This is a genomic window from Gellertiella sp. DMC107 (assembly GCF_056313605.1).
In genome coordinates, this window is sequence record NZ_JBQUZZ010000005.1 from 333,303 (window position 1) to 351,525 (window position 18,223).

Here is an 18,223-nt window from a genome sequence, read left to right on the forward strand (position 1 = left end):
CACTCCGAAAGGGGGCGAGGGCTTCAGGCGTGCCCGGCCTCATTGCTCAGCATGGCCGGCGAAATGCCCAGAAGGGCGAGCGCGCGCTCATACTTGTCGTCGAGCTTGCGGTCGAAGATCAGCTCTTCGGAGGGGGCGCAATGCAGCCAGCCATTATTGGCGATCTCCGCCTCCAGCTGGCCACCTGCCCAGCCTGCATAACCCAGCAGCATGGTCGCCCGGCGCGGGCCCCCGCCATCGGAAATCGCCCGGAGGATATCGAGCGTGGCGGTGAGGCAGATATCCTCGCTGACAGGGATCGAGGAATCCGTGAGATAATCGTCCGAATGCAGCACGAAGCCGCGGCCCGTATCGACCGGCCCGCCGGTCTGGATCGGGAAATCCTTCATGTGCTGCGGCAGCATGATCGCATCATGCTGGTCGATCATGTTGAGGTGCAGGAGTATCTCCGGCAGCGTGATCGCCTGCCGGCGATTGAGGATAAAGCCCATGGCGCCCGCCGGCGAATGCGCGCAGATGTAAATGACCGTACGGGCGAAATTCTGGTCGAACACACCGGGCATGGCGATCAGAAACTGGCCATCGAGAAAACCGCGCTCCCGCTTGCCGGAGGATCGCGTGTGGATGGTGGGATCGGTGAGCTTCGAGAATGACATCGAGTTCCTCCAGCCCGGAATTGCCAATTGCCACATTCAAGATGGGGCACTTCCCTCCATCAATCAACCAAAAATGATCGGCAATCTGCAAGCCGATACGCTAAGGGAAGGCAACCATCCGGGAGAAGCAGCCGCCATGAAGCCGAAAATCCTTGTTGCTCCGCTACTTGCCCTTCTGGCCGGGCTTGCCGCCGCAGGCCATGCAGCCGCCGCCGCAAGTGACTGGATCGTCAATGAAGGCGGGCGGGCCCGCCTGGTTCTGCTGGCACCCGGCGCGGATGGTAGCCGGCGGGGCATGGTGGAAATCGAACCGGCTCCGGGCTGGATCACCTACTGGCGGGAGCCCGGCGACAGCGGCATTCCTCCGCAGCTGACCGTCACGCCGCCCGCCGCTTTGCTGTCGCTGCACTTTCCCGCGCCGCACATCCTTCGGCTCGGCAACCTGACCGATCTCGGCTATCAGGGACGGGTCGCCCTGCCCATCCGGCTTGGCGCCGCGCCCGGCCCGGTGCAGGCGATGCTGTTCATCGGGCTCTGCAAGGACATCTGCATTCCCTTTCAGGCCGATCTGAAGGTGACGGGCGATGCGTCCGCCTCCCCGGAGGAAGAGGCGGCGGTGGCTGCGGCCGAAGCAATTCTGCCGCCCGGCCGCATGGACGGCCTTTCGCTCGTGCAGGCCCGGCTTGCGCCCGCCGGCGACGCCATCGACCTCGTCGCCGATCTCGGCCTGCCCGGCGCCCAAGGGGAGGCGATCGTGACAGGCCCGCCCGGCTATGCCTTTACCGCCGCGGGAACCGCTGCGGACGACGGACGATTGACCGTCTCGGTTCCGCTGAAGGGCCTTGCGCATGGAACAAGCCTTTCCGCCGCCGCCTGGCGGGTGGTGATCCGGAGCGGGGCGCGCGCTATCGAGACGGAATTTTCTCCCAACTAGCCTCGGGCCTCTTTTCTCCGCGCCAGCCAGACCCTATCTCTCAGCATCCGGCCCGCCAGCGAAGCCGGCCATATCCGCCATTCAAGGAGACACGACATGACCATTGCCATCGGCGACCGCCTGCCTGACGCCACGTTCAAGGAAAAGACCAAAGACGGCCCGGTCGAAGTCAGCGTCAAGGATTTGCTTGCCGGCAAGAAGGCGGTGATCTTCGCCGTGCCCGGCGCTTTCACGCCGACCTGCTCGCTGAACCACCTGCCCGGCTATCTTGAGAATATCGATGCGCTGAAGGCGAAGGGTGTGGACGAAGTGGCCGTGGTCTCCGTCAATGACTGGCACGTCATGGGCGCCTGGGCCGAGAATTCCGGCGGCATGGGCAAGATCCACTTCCTCGCCGACTGGAACGCCGCCTTTACCAAGGCCCTCGGCCTCGATGCCGACCTCTCCGCCGGCGGCCTCGGCGTGCGCTCCAAGCGCTATTCCATGCTCGTCGAAGACGGCGTGGTGAAGAGCCTGAACATCGAGGAAAATCCCGGCCAGGCAACGGTTTCCGCCGCAGCCCACATGCTGGAAAGCCTCTGATCCAGCGTTGACGGCCCTCGCTTTTGCGAGGGCCGTATCTTTTATCTACGCAATTGACAAAAGGCTCACGTATACACTTATAAATATTTTTCTAATTTACGTTTTTCCGATGCGAAAATTCGAGTTCATTAACGCGGCAGCGAAACGGGAATTCCTGGATCTGCCAAAATCGATACAGAAACAGTTCGGCGCCGACCTGCAGGCGGTGCAAGCCGGGCTGTCGCCATTCTCAAAATGGAAGCACCTCACCGAGACTGTCGGGGTTGGCGCGGTCGAGCTGATCGATAACAGCGAACAGGCATATCGCAGCATTTACTGCGCAAAATATGCGGATACGGTTTTCATTCTTCACAGCTTCACGAAAAAAACGAACGGTGTTGACCGCAAGGCCATGCTGCTGGCACGGGAGCGCTACCGCCTCATGCTGGCAAAGGTGCAATCGCCATGACATCGCAGCCGATACCCCGTGCTGCGTCATAGCGGGGACGCAGCCGGACATTCATTCGGGCCAGAAATCCGATCAGCTTGTCGGCCGAAAACTGATCGACCTTTCCTCTCATAAGATCGCTTACCCGTGGTTGGGAAACGCCCAGTGCTGCGGCAATATCGGCCTGCTTCCAGCCCCTTTGCTCGAACATCTGGCGGAGGGTGAGCATGAGGTCAGCCCGAAACTGCAGGTCCGCCGCCTCTTGCGCGTCTTCCGTCACCACGTCGAAGATATTGTCGTAGCCAAGCTGTGTCATCAGGATGCCGATATACGAGATTTCGTATAAAATAATCGTTGCGACCCGGTTTGACAAGGGGGCAGCCCCTCACTGCTTCTTGAACGGCTCCATGCCCTTGCGGGCGAGTGCGTCGGCGCGTTCGTTCTCGGGGTGGCCGGCATGGCCCTTGACCCAGTGCAGGGTGACCTTGTGGCGGTTGCGGGCCTCTTCCAGCTGCTGCCAGAGTTCGGCATTCTTGACCGGCTTCTTGTCGGCCGTCTTCCAGCCGTTCTTCTTCCAGCCATGGATCCACTTGGAGATGCCGTCCTTCACATAGGCGCTGTCGGTGTAGAGATCGACCTCGCAGGGGCTCTTCAGGGCATTGAGGGCTGAAATGGCGGCCATCAGTTCCATGCGGTTGTTCGTGGTGTCGGCCTCGCCGCCGCAAAGTTCCTTTTCCACGTCGCCATAGCGCAGCACCGCGCCCCAGCCGCCGGGGCCGGGATTTCCCGAGCACGCACCATCCGTAAAGAGGTCTACATGCTTCATGGCGATCAGAGCAGCCCGTATTCGGCCGGCGATTTCACCTGCCGGTGGAAGCGCAGCTTGCGGAGATATTCGAGCGGGTCCTTCTTGACGACAAGTGCACCGGCGGGCGTGGTCAGCCAGTCGTAGAGGCGCGTCAGGAAGAAGCGCAGCGCCGAGCCGCGCGACAGGATCGGCAATGCCGCCACTTCAGCTTCGGAGAGCGGGCGCACCGATTGATAGCCTTCAAGCAGCGCCTTCCCCTTGGTGATGTTATAGGCGCCGTCCTTCTCGAAGCACCAGGCATTGAGGCAAATCGAAACGTCGTAGGCGAGCAGGTCGTTGCAGGCGAAATAGAAGTCGATCAGGCCCGAGAGTTCATCGCCGACGAAGAAGACATTGTCGGGGAAAAGATCGGCATGGATCACGCCGGATGGCAGGTCTTTCGGCCAATGCGCTTCCAGATCGGCCATCTCGCCGCGAATTTCTGCGGAAAGACCCGTTTCCACCTCATCGGCCCGGGCTTCAGACTTGTCCCAGAGCTCGCGCCAGCCGGCCAGCGAGAGCGCATTCGGCCGGCGGATCTCAAAGCCTTCACCGGCGAGATGCATCGCGGCCAGCGCGCGGCCGACCTCCCGGCAATGTTTGGCTTCGGGCTTGCGCAGCCACATGCCCTCCAGGAAGGAGATCAGCGCCGCCGGCCGGCCGGAGAGCTCGCCGAGAAGCGCGCCATCCTTGCGTGGCAGGGGCAACGGGCAGGACAGGCCCCGCGCTGCCAGATGTTCCATCAGGCCAAGAAAGAAAGGCAGGTCATTCCGGTCCACCCGCTTTTCATAAAGCGTGAGGATCAGCGGGAATTTCGACGTGTGCAGCAGGAAGTTGGAATTCTCCACGCCTTCGGCGATGCCCTTGTAGGACAAGAGATCGCCCGCCTCATAGGCGGCGATGAAGTGCTTCAGGTCATCCTCGCTGATATCGGTATAGACGGCCACGTCGGCTTCCCATTCTGTCGCTGGTCAAGGAGCAAGATTCTCCCCGCCCTCCTTAGCGCAAAGGCCGCTTTGAAGACTACCCGCAGCGCGGCAAAGACCACAGCTTATCCGGCGCAAACGGGCAGATCCCTGTCACGCCTGCGGCGCACGCTCGCCATTCACGAAAGCCATGTCCGCTTCGGTGAGCGCAATGCCGCGCAGCTCCCGATTGACGAGGAAGTGCTCGTTCTCTTCTACCGTATCGGCCAGCTCCACGGTGGCTGTATAGCGTTCGCGGAAAGCCTCGATGATCTCGTTGACGATCACCTCCGGCGCCGAGGCCCCGGCGGAAAGTCCGACCGTCGTGATCGGCCCGAGATTTGCCCAGTCTATCTCCGAGGCGCGCTGGACCAGCAGGGATTGCTTCGCGCCGGCCCTGAGCGCCACTTCGACCAGCCGCTTGGAATTGGAGGAATTGGGCGCGCCGACGATGAGGAAGAGATCGCAACCCGGGGCGGCCTGCTTGACGGCTTCCTGACGGTTTGTGGTGGCATAGCAGATGCTGTCTGCGGCGGGCGCCGTCAGCTTGGGGAAACGCTCCTGCAGGCGGGCAATCACGCCGGCCGTGTCATCGACGGACAAGGTCGTCTGCGTGACATAGCCAAGATTGTCCGGATCGAGCGGCGCGTAGCGGTCCGCGTCCTCCACGGTCTCGACGAGGGAGACCGAGCCTTCGGGCAGTTGTCCCATGGTGCCGATCACCTCCGGATGGCCGGCATGGCCGATCAGGACCACATGCCGGCCCAGGCGCTGGTGACGCATGGCCTGCTTGTGTACCTTGGAGACCAGCGGGCAGGTCGCATCGAGATAGAAGAGATTGCGGGCAACCGCATCTTCCGGAACCGATTTCGGCACACCATGGGCGGAGAAAACCACGGGCTGGCCGCGATGCTCCTCCGGGATTTCATCGAGTTCCTCGACGAAAACCGCGCCCTTGGCCTCCAGGCCCTCGACCACATAGCGATTGTGCACGATCTCATGCCGGACATAGACCGGCGCGCCATAGGCCTTGAGCGCCAGAACCACGATCTGGATCGCCCGGTCCACGCCGGCACAGAAGCCGCGCGGCCCGCAGAGCCGGATGGTAAGGGGCGGTCTGGTCATCGCATTCATGTCGTCCGGGTCCTTCTGCCGTGCCGGGACGGTCTACCACATCCGGCGAAAAGGAAAATGGGGTTTGAGGCCTGCCGCAACAAGGCAGGCATGCAAACCATTGCATTCATATTTTCTACTTTTCTTATTTTAAAAGTTGTGAAAGGCTGTGTCTGCTGAGGCAGAAGCAGCGGCGCCGTTCCAGCCGGCGTATCGGGGAGGATGAGCCACCCCGGCCCAGGCAAGGGCTTTGCCCTCAGCGAAGGAGTGAAGCAGATGGGACTTTTCAAAATTCCTGTTCGCATCACGATCGAGGTCAAGAAGACCCGCACGGGCTGGATTATCACCGTGCGGGCATATATCTTGCCTTGATTAGGTGGAAGGCGGGTTGCACCCCGCCTTCCACTCATGAACTCTAGTGCATTCAAGCGATTGCTTCAATAGGGCGAGCCCTCAACTGCGCCGGCTTTTCCACCAGCCGATCCCGGTAATGGCAGCAAGAACGGCCGCGAGGCCATACCAGGTCATCGCATATTGCAGGTGGTTGTTCGGCAGTTCCACGATGGTCACCCCGCCGATCGGCAGGCCGGAAGGGTTTGGCGTGGCGTCGGCATCGAGGAAGAAGGGCACCACCTTCGCCTTGTCGAGACCGGTGCTGGAGGCCATGGCATCCAGATCTTTCCAGTAGAAGATGTTCTTCGCGGTATCGTTGTCCGGTACGAGGGTACCGGGTTTCTCCATGAGACGTGCCCGGGCGAGCCCCTTCACCGTGACGATGTCGGTGAGTTGCCCCAGCACCCGCATCTCGGGTTCCTTGTTCTCGTAAGGCACGAAGCCGCGGTTCACAAAGAGAGAGCGCCCATCGGCAAGCGTCAGCGGCGTATAGATGTAGAAACCGCTATTGCCCCGAAAGGTCGCCAGGAAATGGCGTTCGCGGCTGTTGTCGAAACGGCCGGTGGCCTGCATGGGCCGGTAGTCCACATCGCCCCCGGTCGCGGCGAGGCGTTCGATCTCCGCAAGCGGCTTCGGCGGCTCATGGATGCGCGTGTCGAGCTGGGCAATCAGCGCTTCCTTCCAGAAGAGCCGCTTGACCTGCCAGGTCCCGAGGGACAGGAGGATTGCGAGCGCCACCAGCACGAGCGCACCGGTGACCAGCCTTTCGGATCGCCTCGGCACGGACGCGGGCTCAACCACGGTCGATGGTCCCCTGCCCCGCATTGTTCTTGTATTGCAGCGAGATCAGCAAGCCCTTCACCATGCGCTGCACACCCACCACCATGGCCAGGCTGACAGGCCCCCAGATGACGATGTGCAGCCAGACCGGCGGCGAGAAAGTGAATTCCAGCCAGAGAGCCATGCCAGTGAGGAGGAAGCCGACGATCAGCATCACGAAGACCACCGGGCCATCGCCGGCATCGACGAAACCATAATCCAGTCCGCAGGCATTGCAGCGCGGCGCGACCTTCAGCGGACCCTGGAACAGGCTGCCATTGCCGCAACGGGGGCAGCGGCCGAGAAGACCGGTCGTGTAGGGATCAACGGGCGGGTAATGGGCGTGATCGTCGCTCATGGCGTCTTCCTCATGCATGACGGCGTGGAACACCCGGCTTCGCGGGGACGCCTTACGCGGATAGATAGTTTGGACTTCCCTCGGGAGCAACCGCGGTGATGTCGCAGGCAGGACCCGGAAATGAAAATGGCGGCCCGGAGACCGCCATTTCGAATGTCATCCGGCGGGCCGATCAGCCATGCGCCAGCGGTGCACCCCAGCCACCCCAGATATAGATGGAGAAGAAGAGGAACAGCCAGACCACGTCCACGAAGTGCCAGTACCAAGCAGCGGCTTCGAAGCCGAAATGCTGCTTCGGGGTGAAATCGCCCTTCAGCGCGCGCAGCAGGCAGACCAGCAGGAAGATGGTGCCGACGAGCACGTGGAAACCGTGGAAGCCGGTGGCCATGAAGAAGGTGGCGCCATAGATGGAGTTCTTGAAGTCGAACGGGGCATGCGCATATTCGTAGCCCTGCACGAAGGAGAAGAGCACGCCGAGGAGCACGGTCAGCAGCAGGCCGCGAACGAGACCCTTGCGGTCGCCATGCAGCAGGGCATGGTGCGCCCAGGTGACGGTGGTGCCGGACAGCAGCAGGATCACGGTGTTGTAGAGCGGCAGGTGCCAGGGATCGAGAACCTCGATGCCCTTCGGCGGCCAGTGACCGCCGGTGAATTCGACGCGCGAGAGCTGGTGTGCCTCGCCGGCAAACAGGCTGGCATCGAAGAAGGCCCAGAACCAGGCAACGAAGAACATCACTTCGGAAGCGATGAACATGATCATGCCGTAGCGCAGGTGCAGGGCAACCACGCGGGTATGGTGACCTTCATTGGCTTCCTTGGTCGTATCCGACCACCAGCCGAACATGGTGTAAAGCACCAGCGCCAGGCCGATGAAGAACAGCCACGGATGGGCGAGTTCAAGGCCGAACAGCTTGAAGGAGCCGCCTGCGAGGTAGCGCATGTAGCCGACGCCGCCAAGCGCCATCACGAAGGCACCGACGGAGCCGAGGAACGGCCACGGGCTCGGATCGATGATGTGGTAGTCGTGGTTTTTCTGATGAGCATCAGCCATGGAAGCTATCCCCGAATGTCTTTCTTTCCCTGAGGCGCCCGGCAAGCCAGCCGCCTCCTCTCTCTCAAAGTTGGCCCTCAGCCTTCACCTTCTCCACATTCTGGGCAACGGGTTTCACGTCGTCCTGCGGATAGAAGGTGTAGGAAAGGGTAATGGCACTCACCGTATTCGTCTCGACATGCTTGACGATTTCGGGATCGATGTAGAACACGACGGGCATGTCGCGCTTTTCGCCCGGCTTCAACTCGGTGCGCTCGAAGCAGAAACACTGGACCTTGTTGAAGTAGGCCGCGGCCTGCATGGGCGTCACGTTGAAACGAGCCTGGCCGACGGTCGGCTTGTCCGACTTGTTTTCAATGGTGAAGTCGACCTTGACGGTCTCGCCGATCTTCATCGTCACTTCGCGCGTCACGGCCTTGAATTCCCACGGCAGACCGGCCGATACGTTGGGATCGAAGGAAACGGTGACGTTGCGGTCGAGAACCACATCGGACATCTGGTCGACGCGCTGGGTGGTTCCGTTATATCCCGTGAATTCGCAGAACATGCGATAAAGCGGCACCGCCGCGAAGGACATGCCGACCATGCCGCCCACGAAGGCGAGGCAAAGGCCGACGACGAGGCCGTTGTTGCGCGGCGCGGGGCGCTGCGGCGCGGGCGTGACGGGCTCAGCCATGGAAGGCTCCCAGCTTGGCCCAGGTCATCACATAGAAGAGCACGACGAGGCCGGCGAGAACCAGACCCAGTGCGATGTTGCGGTTGCGGCGCGACTTCTTCTGCGCCTCGGTCATGTTGACGGTTTCCATCAGACAGTTCCTCCCGTCAGGGCAAACAGGCGGATCGCATGGTCGGCCATCAGGGCCGAAAAGATCGCGAACAGGTAAAGGATCGAATAGGCGAACATCTTCTTGGCCGGCACCATCTTTTCATCGCCGTCGGGCATGCGATACACCTTCACGGCATACCAGACGAAGAGAAGGCCGAGCACGGCGGCAAACAGGCCATAGCCAAGGCCCGCCGTGCCGCGAAGGCTCGGCAGGATGGAACAGAGGGCGGTCAGGACCGCGTAGATCACGATCTGGACCTTGGTCGGGCCTTCGCCGGCCACATTCGGCAGCATGGGCACGCCGACGGAACCGTAATCGCGCATCTTGAAGAGCGCGAGCGCCCAGAAATGCGCAGGCGTCCACAGGAAGATGATCATGAACAGGATGACGCTATCGATCGAGACCGTGCCGGTGACGGCAGCATAACCGATCATGGGCGGGAAGGCCCCGGCCGCACCGCCGATCACGATGTTCTGCGGGGTCCAGCGCTTCAGCCACATGGTGTAGACGACAGCGTAGAAGAAGATGGTGAAGGCGAGCAGGCCCGCCGACAGCCAGTTGACGGCAAGGCCGAGGATGCCCACCGAGAAGCAGGACAGTGCAATGCCGAAGGCGAGCGCTTCCTGGCCCGTGACCTTGCCGGCCGGAATCGGGCGGCGCGCCGTGCGGGTCATCACCGCATCGATATCGGCATCGTACCACATGTTGAGGGCACCGGAGGCGCCCGCACCGACGGCGATGCAGAGAATGGCGATGAAGGCCAGCATGGGATTGACCGCGCCCGGGGCCAGCACGAGGCCGGCAAAGGCGGTGAAGACCACGAGCGACATGACGCGGGGCTTCAACAGCTCAAAAAAGTCACGCGCACCGGCTTCCGACAGGCGCACCGCACCGTCGTTCAGACCTTCATCGTGATTTTCCAGAACCGTCATTACCTTACTCATCTCAAAACCGGGGCCCGGCCCCTTTCAGGGTTCCGGACGCCGCAGGGGCGGCGTCCGGAGAAAGTCGATCTTACTTGATCTTCGGGAGCTGTTCCCACTGGTGATACGGCGGTGGCGAGGACAGCTGCCATTCCAGCGTGGTTGCGCCTTCACCCCAGGGGTTGTTGCCGGCAACGCGCTTGGCCATGAAGGCTTCGACGATGCCGAAGAGGAAGATCAGGACGCCGACGCCCGAGATGTAGGAGCCGACGGAGGACACGTAGTTCCAGCCGGCAAAGGCATCCGGATAGTCGATGTAGCGGCGCGGCATGCCGGCGAGGCCGAGGAAGTGCTGCGGGAAGAACACGAGGTTCACGCCCACGAACATGACCCAGAAGTGCAGCTTGCCGATGAACTCGCTGGTCGTGTAGCCGAACATCTTCGGGAACCAGTAGTACCAGGCGGCAAAGATCGCGAACACGGCGCCGAGCGACAGGACGTAGTGGAAGTGGGCCACGACGTAATAGGTGTCATGCAGCGAACGGTCGAGGCCGGCATTGGCGAGCTGGACGCCCGTCACGCCACCGACGGTGAACAGGAAGATGAAGCCGATCGCCCAGACCATCGGGGTCTTGAAGGAGAGCGAGCCACCCCACATCGTGGCGATCCACGAGAAGATCTTCACGCCGGTGGGGACCGCGATGACCATGGTGGCGAACACGAAGTAGCGCTGCGCTTCGAGCGACAGGCCGACCGTGTACATGTGGTGCGCCCACACGATGAAGCCGACGGCGCCGATGGCGACCATGGCATAGGCCATGCCGAGGTAACCGAAGACCGGCTTGCGGGAGAAGGTGGAAATGATGTGGCTGATGATGCCGAAGCCGGGCAGGATCAGGATGTACACTTCCGGATGACCGAAGAACCAGAACAGGTGCTGGAACAGGATCGGATCGCCGCCGCCTTCGGGTGCGAAGAAGGTGGTGCCGAAGTTGCGGTCGGTGAGCAGCATGGTGATGCCGCCGGCGAGAACCGGGAGCGACAGCAGCAGCAGGAAGGCGGTGATCAGAACGGCCCAGGCGAAGAGCGGCATCTTGTGCAGCGTCATGCCGGGAGCGCGCATGTTCAGGATCGTGGTGATGAAGTTGATCGCGCCGAGGATCGAAGATGCGCCGGCGACGTGCAGCGCCAGGATCGCGAGATCCATTGCCGGTCCGGGCTGGCCGGTCGTGGCCAGCGGCGGATAGATCGTCCAGCCGCCACCCGTGCCATAGGCACCGGCCGGGCCTTCGACGAACATCGAGAGAACCAGCAGCAGGAAGGCGGGAACGATCAGCCAGAAGGAGATGTTGTTCATGCGCGGGAACGCCATGTCCGGCGCGCCGATCATGATCGGGATCATCCAGTTGGCGAAGCCGCCGATAAGGGCCGGCATCACCATGAAGAAGATCATGATGAGGGCGTGGGCGGTGGTGAACACATTATACATGTGCTTGCCGCCGTCGATGGCCGCATCGCCTTCGAAGCCGTAAACCATGGAAGCCAGACCGTGGAAGATCTGGATGCCCGGATCCTGCAGCTCCATGCGCATGACGATGGACAGGATGCCGCCGACGATGCCGGCCATGATCGCGAAGATCAGGTAGAGCGTTCCGATGTCCTTGTGGTTCGTCGAGAAGAACCAGCGTGCAAAGAAGCCCGGCATATGGGCGTGGTGGTCGTCATGCCCGTGCGCGTCGTGGGCGTGGTCGTGAGCGGATGGTCCAGCCATAGTTCCTCACTCCTCCTCAATTACTGTGCGTTGTTTTCGGCGACCTTGACCGTGGCGGGCCCGTCCGTGGCAGCCATCAGGTCCTTGTTCGCCTTCGCAAGATCGGAGCCGGCAGCAGCCAGCCAGGACTTGTACTTGTCTTCAGAGACGACGCGGATCGCGATCGGCATGAAGGCGTGGTCCTTGCCGCAGAGCTCGGAACACTGGCCGTAATAGAGGCCTTCCTTCTCCGCCAGGAACCATGTCTCGTTGAGACGGCCCGGGACGGCGTCGATCTTGACGCCGAAAGCCGGCATCGCGAAGGCATGGATGACGTCGGTCGGAGCCGCGGTCACCAGCATGCGGATGTTCTTGTTGACGGGAACGACCAGCTCGTTGTCGGCCGCGAGCAGACGCGGGTAACGGGCCAGATCGGTCTTGCCGGCGGCGCTGCGGTCGGCATCCTTCAGCATATAGCTGTCGAAGGAGACGGCGTTCTCGCCTTCATATTCGTAGTTCCACTGCCACTGGGTGGCGGTCGCCTTGATGGTCACATCCGGCTTCTCGGGCAGGATCAGCTCCTTGTTGAGAAGCTTGAAGGAGGGAACCGCCAGGAACATCAGCACGATGACCGGACCGAGCGTCCAGACGATCTCGATCAGCGTATTGTGGCTGGTCTTCGACGGAACCGGGTTCGCACCCGAGCGGAACTTGACCACAACCACGATCAGAAGCAGCAGTACGAAGAGGGTGATCGGAACGATAAACCACAGCGTATACTGTTCGAACCAGCGGATATCGGCCATGACGGGGCTTGCGGCCGCCTGCAGACCGGTCTGCCAGGGTTGGGGCTGATCGGCGTAGGCGCCGGAAGCAAAAAGCAGCGTGGCCAGCGAGGCCCATGCCGCAGAAGCCTTCTTAATCACAACGTATCTCCCTCATGCGTTTGATCTGCATCAAACCGAAACGCGGAATCCATGCTATCTCCCGCTTCAAATCACAGTTTGTTGCCCGCCGCAACCACCGTGAAGGTGCGCGCGTGCGGCATTTTTGCGCAAAATCAATTTTGCGAACGCTTTCAACAGCCTTGCACAAGCCAGCTTGCCTTAGCTCTGAAGCCGGGACGCCTTTTTGGCGCATCTTTTCCGCTGCCTGTCCTATTTTGGCCGCTTTGCCGCTCATAAGAACCGTATTGCAGACCGGAATGCTGCGCTTCGGCCGACGACAGGGGGCTCAAAGGCGCGAAATCAGGCCTGCAGCAGGGCGTCAGCCCTTTTCATTTGCCGCTCCGGAGCCCATCAATAGACCGGAGTGATTCGTGATATCAGAGGTTTTCATGGGCGTTTTTCACTTCGCCAGACCCGTTACCCGAGTGTGCCTCCTGGCCGGCTTTCTGGCAAGCGCGCTTGTTCCCGCCCGTGCGGCCGGGGAGACGACACCCGGCAGCCAGCAGCCGGCACAGATGGGAGCGGTGAAATCCACCCATGATTCCTGGTCGGTGGTTTGCGACAAGCCCGCCGGCGCCTCCGCCGAGCAATGCGTGCTGATGCAGAACGTGCTGTCCGAGGATCGCCCGGAGCTCGGCCTTTCCGTGGTCGTCTTGAAAACGGCGGACCGCAAGGCGCGCATTCTGCGCGTGCTCGCGCCGCTCGGCGTGCTGCTTTTGCCGCCGAAGGGGGGCCTTGGCCTCAATATCGACGGAAAGAACCTGGGGCACGCCTATTTCGCCCGCTGCTTTGCCGATGGGTGCTATGCGGAAGTGACGCTGGACGACGACCTCCTGAAGACGCTGCGCAGCGGCTCGGTCGCCACCTTCATCGTGCATGAAAGCCTCGAGCAGGACGGGATCGGCATTCCCGTCGACCTCAAGGGCTTCGCGCAAGGCTACGATGCGCTGCCCTGACGGTTGCCAGACCCTCCCTCCCCTCCCTATATCACAGGACGAATGAAGGGGCGGCCGCGCCTCTTTTCCCTTTGCCCAGAGGATAAGAAGCATGTCCAGCCATCCCGCCTCCCTGATCAGCCTGTTCGATGCCAGTGAGGACGATGTGGTGGCGACGCTCTCCGGCGCCCTGCAGAGCGCCGATGACGGCGAGCTCTATCTCGAGCAGAGCCAACTCGAATCGCTCACCTTCGACAACGGTCGCCTGAAGGGCGGCAATTTCTCCACCGACCAGGGTTTTGGCCTGCGTGCCGTGGCGGGCGAAGTGGTGGGCTATGCCCATTCCGGCGAGATGAGCCTTGCGGCGCTGAAGCGCGCGGCGGATGCGGCCGGTGCCGTGGCCTCCGGGCACAACGGCACCTATGCGGAGGCGCCGGCTCGCACCAACCGCAAGCTCTATGGCGAGGACAACCCCATCGGCGCGCCCTCCTTCGAGGCGAAGGCGAAGCTGCTCGGCGAGATCGATGCCTATCTGCGCGGCAAGGATCCGAAGGTGCGGCAGGTGACCGCGTCCATCGCCGCCAGCCATCAGGTGGTCGAGATCATCCGCGCCGACGGGCACCGGGTGATCGACGTGCGGCCCATGACCCGGCTCAACATTTCCGTGGTCGCCGGATCGGGAGACCGGCAGGAAAGCGGTTCCTTCGGCACGGGCGGACGGGTGGCTTTCGACACCTTCCTCGATCACGGCGGCTGGCAGAAGGGCGCCGACGAGGCGCTCCGCCAGGCGCTCGTCAATCTGGAAGCGGTAGAGGCCCCGGCGGGCACCATGGATGTGGTGCTCGGCAACGGCTGGCCCGGCGTGATGCTGCACGAGGCGGTGGGCCATGGGCTCGAAGGCGATTTCAACCGCAAGAAAACCTCCGCCTTCTCCGGCCTGCTCGGCGAAATGGTCGCCGCGCCGGGTGTGACCGTGGTCGATGACGGCACTATCGAGAACCGCCGCGGCTCCATCTCCGTCGATGACGAGGGCACGCCCTCCGCCTATAATGTGCTGATCGAGAACGGCCGTCTGGTCGGCTACATGCAGGACCGGCAGAATGCCCGCCTGATGGGCATGAAAGCCACCGGCAACGGCCGCCGGCAGGGCTATGCGCACCAGCCCATGCCGCGCATGACCAATACCTACATGCTTTCCGGCGACCGGACGCCGGAGGAAATCATCGCCTCCGTAAAACGGGGCATCTATGCGGTATCCTTCGGCGGCGGACAGGTGGACATCACGTCAGGCAAGTTCGTCTTCGGATGCACCGAGGCCTATCTGATCGAGGACGGCCGGATCGGCGCGCCGGTCAAGGGCGCCATGCTGATCGGCAACGGTCCCGATGCGATGAAGCGCGTCAGCATGATCGGCAATGACAGCAAGCTCGATACGGGCATCGGCAATTGCGGCAAGGCGGGCCAGTGGGTTCCGGTCGGCGTCGGCCAGCCGCATCTCAGGATGGACCAGATCACCGTGGGCGGCACGAAGGCCTGAAGCCGTCCGCCGGATCGGAGTGACAGCGGGTCTATCCCGCCTCCCCCACACCGGATCGCACGGCAGGCTGCCCCTCCGCTCCGGCGGCTTCCGTATCCGCGGAAAGGTCTTCCACCGCCTCCACGCGGATCGTCACGTGCCCGTCCAGTGCGTGGGCGAGTTCGCCCAGCGTCCGCATCGTCCAGTTCTTCGGCCCCGAAAGCGCCCGCGACACCCAGGCCGGATCGCGCTCCAGTTTCGCGGCGATGTCACGCTGGGTCATTCCCTCCGCACGGCGGCGAAGCCACAGCGCATAGATGGCGTAAAAGGCTTCGTACTGCATCCGCACGAAGCCTGTATCCGCCATTTCCCGATTGTTGAGTCCGAAGGGGTTATTGCGGTCCAGGATGATTTTCCCGGACGTAGTCACTGGCTCCTCGTCCCCGAAGCGGTGGGGTTCCTCCGAAAAGCCGGTTCCATTCCGATAGACAGTCATACATTGCCTCCGACCACGCGCTGTTCCGGTTCCTGCCACGGTTCCTTGCCCGACCCAGCCGGTTTCGATCGTGGGCGGCCATGGCCACGAAGACATCTGGCGCCGCAAACCGGCCGAAAACGCGAACTTGTGGCTGTGATCGCGTGATCCGGAACTCCCATATCTCCTCGGGTGGCGGCTCCAGCCGCGCCAGTTCCGCTTCCCCGTGCCCATGGCCAAGGCGCACCAAAATTGTGCCGCCGCTCGTCCAATGCTCGAACATCACGCGGATCAGAACGACTTGAGCAAAAAAATGAAGGCTCGAACGACGATCCTGCAGCTGTCGGTAAAAACCCGCTGTCAGGTAAAGCCTACGTTTGACCGGCCAGCCTACGGGCGGCAGGAAAGCCACCAATTCTCCTTTTGCCTCAAGAAGGGAAATATTGGCATAAATTGACATATAAGTCAACGTCCTTCGTTGTTTTCGCATTTTCTCACATTCAATTTCATTTGTGAGCGGATCGCAAGGAGGATAGACACACTGTCGAAGCCAAATGAACGACATGTCGAGCGCGCGCCGTGATGCCTGACCTCATCGACCTCCTGCCAGCCGGTCTCTCCCCGCACGCTCTCGGTTTCCTGCTGGTGGTGGCGCTCGTTGCCGGGCTGGCGAGGGGGTTCTCGGGATTCGGGGGTGCGCTGATCTTCATGCCGCTGGCCAGCATCGTGATCTCGCCGCAGCTGGCTTCGGCGACGCTGCTGATCGCCGACGGTTTTACGGCCTTGACGCTGATACCGAATGCGGCGGCGACGGCGCCGCGGCGCGATCCGCTGCTGCTGGCGGCGGGCGCCCTGTTCGGCGCGCCGATCGGCACGCTGGCGCTGGTACATGTGCCGGCGATAGAGCTGCGATGGGCGATATCGGTAACCGTCCTGACGCTGCTGGCGCTTCTCGCATCAGGCCTTCGCTACCGCGGCCAGTCGAAGGCGCCGCTCAGCATTGCCGTCGGCATGATCTCGGGCTTCTTTTCCGGGGCGGCGCAACTCGGCGGCCCGCCGGTCGTGGCCTATCTGATCGGGCGCGACATGCCGGGGCGGATGGTGCGCGCCAGCATCATCCTGTTCTTTGCGATGTCGACCTGCATTTCGGCGGCGAATTACGGGCTGAACGGCCTGTTGACGTTCAAGTCCCTGACCCTGGCGATCCTCGTCGCGCCGGTCTTTTCTCTCGGCCTCTACCTGGGCTCGCGGCTGTTCGGCGTGGCGAGCGAGGTGCTTTTCCGGCGTGTGTGCTTCGGGCTGATCGCGGCAGCCGCCATCGGCGGCCTGCCGTTGCTGGAGAACCTGTTCCGGTAATGGCCCCTCAAGCTCCGCTCAAGGATACATGCGGACCTTGTTCCAGGGGCTTTCCGGGGTGTCCCGGCGAAACTCCATCCGGTCATGAAGACGGAAGGGGCGATCATGCCAGAATTCGATCGAGGTGGGCTTCACGCGAAAGCCCGACCAGTGCGGCGGACGGGGGATCTCGCCGAACGGATATCGGGCGGTGACTTCCGCCACGGCTTTCTCAAGCGCAAAACGGCTTTCCAGCGGGCGGGACTGTTTCGACGCCCAGGCACCGAGCCGGCTGCCGCGCGGACGGCTGGCGAAATATTCGTCGGCTTCCCTGTCGGTCACCGTTTCAACCGGGCCGCGAATCCGCACCTGCCGCCGCAGGGACTTCCAGTGAAACACCATGGCCGCCTTCTGCTGGCCGAGGATCTCCCGGCCCTTCTGGCTCTCGAAATTGGTGTAGAAGACGAACCCGTCAATATCGAAGCCCTTGAGCAGGACCATGCGCACATTCGGCAGGCCGGTTTCGTCCACCGTGGCGAGCGCAAGCGCATTCGGATCGTTGATCTCCGAGGCTTCCGCTTCCTTCAGCCACTCGCCGAAAAGGGCGAAGGGCTCGTTCTCTTCGGTAAAGTCACGGGTTGTTAACTCGTTTCCAGCCATGATAGTTCAAATGCCTCGAATTTTGATAACAAAGTTATGAGGTCGGTTCCCGAACTTCTTAACCGGACAGGATGCACGGTGGAAGAGACATGCAGGCGAAATCTTGACGCAGGCGGAGCGCGCGGTTCCGCTTCGAGGCTTGTCCTGCTGGCAAGTGTCGTCGGTGTCGCCGTCGCGCTCACCGGTTGCGCCAGCGATGGGCTCGACCTGTTCGGGTCTGCCAAGCCGGACCGTTCGGTATCCACATCCGCCGTACAACCGTCCCGTTCGACCGATGCAGTCTCCGATGAAATGACGGTTACCAATGCGGTGACCTCCGCCGACATGGCGAAAATCGGCAGTAATCCCATTCCGTGGGCCAATGCTTCCACCGGAAGTGCTGGCGTGATCACCACGGTGCTCGACGAGAACCAGAACGGCATTCGATGCCGGCAGTTCCGCACGACCCGCCATTCCTACATGGGCATCGCCAAGTTTCTCGGCCGGACCTGCCTGGAGGGCAATGGCAGCTGGAAGCTGATGAGCTTCCAGGAAGAAGGCTGAACGCTTTCGGCGCTTAACCGCATCTTTACGCATTGACCGGGACGGAAGCGGGCGCCCAGCGCGCCTGCCCACTCTCAGCTTTCTTGATCCTGCACGCTTTTTGGCCGCGGGGATCCGGGTCGAGCGGTGGGAACAGGCCCTGTCTGGCCTTTGCCATTCCTTGATAT

At 62.2% G+C, this 18,223-nt stretch carries 22 protein-coding genes; 7 read left to right on the top strand and 15 right to left on the bottom strand.

The window, feature by feature from the left end:
• Positions 1-23: 23 nt before the first annotated feature.
• Positions 24-656 carry a YqgE/AlgH family protein gene (locus ACT54B_RS17795; protein WP_476046788.1) on the bottom strand — a complete coding sequence of 211 codons (633 nt, stop codon included), beginning with the start codon at positions 654-656 and terminating at the stop codon, positions 24-26.
• A gap of 136 nt (positions 657-792) precedes the next feature.
• On the opposite strand from ACT54B_RS17795, the gene ACT54B_RS17800 reads away from it, so the two are divergent.
• From ACT54B_RS17800 to ACT54B_RS17810, 3 genes are all read left to right on the top strand, one after another.
• Positions 793-1,590: a protein-disulfide reductase DsbD domain-containing protein gene (locus ACT54B_RS17800; protein WP_476046790.1), complete on the top strand. Its 798-nt coding sequence runs from the start codon at positions 793-795 to the stop codon at positions 1,588-1,590.
• A 96-nt stretch (positions 1,591-1,686) separates the two neighbouring features.
• On the top strand, positions 1,687-2,172 hold the full coding sequence (locus ACT54B_RS17805; protein WP_476046792.1) for a redoxin family protein: 486 nt from the start codon (positions 1,687-1,689) through the stop codon (positions 2,170-2,172).
• Positions 2,173-2,281: 109 nt separating this feature from the next.
• On the top strand, positions 2,282-2,620 hold the full coding sequence (locus tag ACT54B_RS17810; protein ID WP_476046794.1) for a type II toxin-antitoxin system RelE/ParE family toxin: 339 nt from the start codon (positions 2,282-2,284) through the stop codon (positions 2,618-2,620).
• Here ACT54B_RS17810 and ACT54B_RS17815 read toward each other — a convergent pair.
• The 12 genes from ACT54B_RS17815 to coxB form a co-directional block, all read right to left on the bottom strand.
• Positions 2,592-2,972, bottom strand: coding sequence for a helix-turn-helix domain-containing protein (locus ACT54B_RS17815; RefSeq protein ID WP_476046795.1), 381 nt, complete (start codon positions 2,970-2,972; stop codon positions 2,592-2,594). The two genes, ACT54B_RS17810 and ACT54B_RS17815, sit on opposite strands and share 29 nt — an antisense overlap.
• A gap of 12 nt (positions 2,973-2,984) precedes the next feature.
• A complete protein-coding gene (gene rnhA / locus ACT54B_RS17820) occupies positions 2,985-3,425 on the bottom strand; it encodes a ribonuclease HI (protein ID WP_476046797.1) in 441 nt (146 codons plus the stop codon).
• Between the two features lie 5 nt (positions 3,426-3,430).
• Positions 3,431-4,393, bottom strand: coding sequence for a homoserine kinase (locus ACT54B_RS17825; protein ID WP_476046799.1), 963 nt, complete (start codon positions 4,391-4,393; stop codon positions 3,431-3,433).
• Positions 4,394-4,525: 132 nt separating this feature from the next.
• Positions 4,526-5,545, bottom strand: a complete 1,020-nt coding sequence (gene ispH / locus ACT54B_RS17830) for a 4-hydroxy-3-methylbut-2-enyl diphosphate reductase (protein WP_476046801.1) — start codon at positions 5,543-5,545, stop codon at positions 4,526-4,528.
• Positions 5,546-5,977: 432 nt separating this feature from the next.
• On the bottom strand, positions 5,978-6,718 hold the full coding sequence (locus ACT54B_RS17835) for an SURF1 family protein (protein WP_476046803.1): 741 nt from the start codon (positions 6,716-6,718) through the stop codon (positions 5,978-5,980).
• Positions 6,711-7,094: a DUF983 domain-containing protein gene (locus tag ACT54B_RS17840; protein ID WP_476046804.1), complete on the bottom strand. Its 384-nt coding sequence runs from the start codon at positions 7,092-7,094 to the stop codon at positions 6,711-6,713. The genes ACT54B_RS17835 and ACT54B_RS17840 overlap by 8 nt, the downstream gene beginning before the upstream one ends.
• A gap of 172 nt (positions 7,095-7,266) precedes the next feature.
• Positions 7,267-8,145, bottom strand: a complete 879-nt coding sequence (locus ACT54B_RS17845) for a cytochrome c oxidase subunit 3 (RefSeq protein ID WP_476046805.1) — start codon at positions 8,143-8,145, stop codon at positions 7,267-7,269.
• Between the two features lie 64 nt (positions 8,146-8,209).
• Positions 8,210-8,821 (bottom strand): cytochrome c oxidase assembly protein, encoded by a 612-nt coding sequence (locus ACT54B_RS17850; protein ID WP_476046806.1) that lies wholly within the window; start codon positions 8,819-8,821, stop codon positions 8,210-8,212.
• On the bottom strand, positions 8,814-8,951 hold the full coding sequence (locus ACT54B_RS17855) for a hypothetical protein (protein WP_476046808.1): 138 nt from the start codon (positions 8,949-8,951) through the stop codon (positions 8,814-8,816). Before ACT54B_RS17855 ends, ACT54B_RS17850 begins: the two co-directional genes overlap by 8 nt.
• Positions 8,951-9,904: a heme o synthase gene (locus tag ACT54B_RS17860; RefSeq protein WP_476046810.1), complete on the bottom strand. Its 954-nt coding sequence runs from the start codon at positions 9,902-9,904 to the stop codon at positions 8,951-8,953. The genes ACT54B_RS17855 and ACT54B_RS17860 overlap by 1 nt, the downstream gene beginning before the upstream one ends.
• An 82-nt stretch (positions 9,905-9,986) precedes the next feature.
• Positions 9,987-11,666: a cytochrome c oxidase subunit I gene (ctaD, locus tag ACT54B_RS17865; protein WP_476046812.1), complete on the bottom strand. Its 1,680-nt coding sequence runs from the start codon at positions 11,664-11,666 to the stop codon at positions 9,987-9,989.
• A gap of 20 nt (positions 11,667-11,686) precedes the next feature.
• On the bottom strand, positions 11,687-12,571 hold the full coding sequence (gene coxB, locus ACT54B_RS17870; protein ID WP_476046814.1) for a cytochrome c oxidase subunit II: 885 nt from the start codon (positions 12,569-12,571) through the stop codon (positions 11,687-11,689).
• A gap of 410 nt (positions 12,572-12,981) precedes the next feature.
• Between coxB and ACT54B_RS17875 the strand changes: the two genes are divergently transcribed.
• Both ACT54B_RS17875 and tldD read left to right on the top strand, forming a co-directional pair.
• Complete coding sequence (locus ACT54B_RS17875; protein WP_476046815.1) at positions 12,982-13,548, top strand: invasion associated locus B family protein; 567 nt, start codon at positions 12,982-12,984, stop codon at positions 13,546-13,548.
• Between the two features lie 91 nt (positions 13,549-13,639).
• The gene (gene tldD / locus ACT54B_RS17880; RefSeq protein ID WP_476046817.1) at positions 13,640-15,064 is read left to right on the top strand and encodes a metalloprotease TldD; all 1,425 of its coding nucleotides are present in this window, start codon (positions 13,640-13,642) and stop codon (positions 15,062-15,064) included.
• A gap of 31 nt (positions 15,065-15,095) precedes the next feature.
• On the opposite strand, the gene ACT54B_RS17885 is transcribed toward tldD, so the two are convergent.
• On the bottom strand, positions 15,096-15,539 hold the full coding sequence (locus ACT54B_RS17885; RefSeq protein WP_476046819.1) for a helix-turn-helix domain-containing protein: 444 nt from the start codon (positions 15,537-15,539) through the stop codon (positions 15,096-15,098).
• 561 nt (positions 15,540-16,100) lie between these two features.
• On the opposite strand from ACT54B_RS17885, the gene ACT54B_RS17890 reads away from it, so the two are divergent.
• Positions 16,101-16,874, top strand: a complete 774-nt coding sequence (locus ACT54B_RS17890) for a sulfite exporter TauE/SafE family protein (protein WP_476046899.1) — start codon at positions 16,101-16,103, stop codon at positions 16,872-16,874.
• 18 nt (positions 16,875-16,892) lie between these two features.
• On the opposite strand, the gene pdxH is transcribed toward ACT54B_RS17890, so the two are convergent.
• The gene (pdxH, locus tag ACT54B_RS17895; protein ID WP_476046821.1) at positions 16,893-17,513 is read right to left on the bottom strand and encodes a pyridoxamine 5'-phosphate oxidase; all 621 of its coding nucleotides are present in this window, start codon (positions 17,511-17,513) and stop codon (positions 16,893-16,895) included.
• A gap of 144 nt (positions 17,514-17,657) precedes the next feature.
• Here pdxH and ACT54B_RS17900 point away from each other — a divergent pair, with 144 nt between their 5' ends.
• Entirely contained in the window at positions 17,658-18,056 is a 399-nt protein-coding gene (locus tag ACT54B_RS17900) for an RT0821/Lpp0805 family surface protein (RefSeq protein ID WP_476046901.1), read from the top strand.
• Positions 18,057-18,223 lie beyond the last annotated feature (167 nt).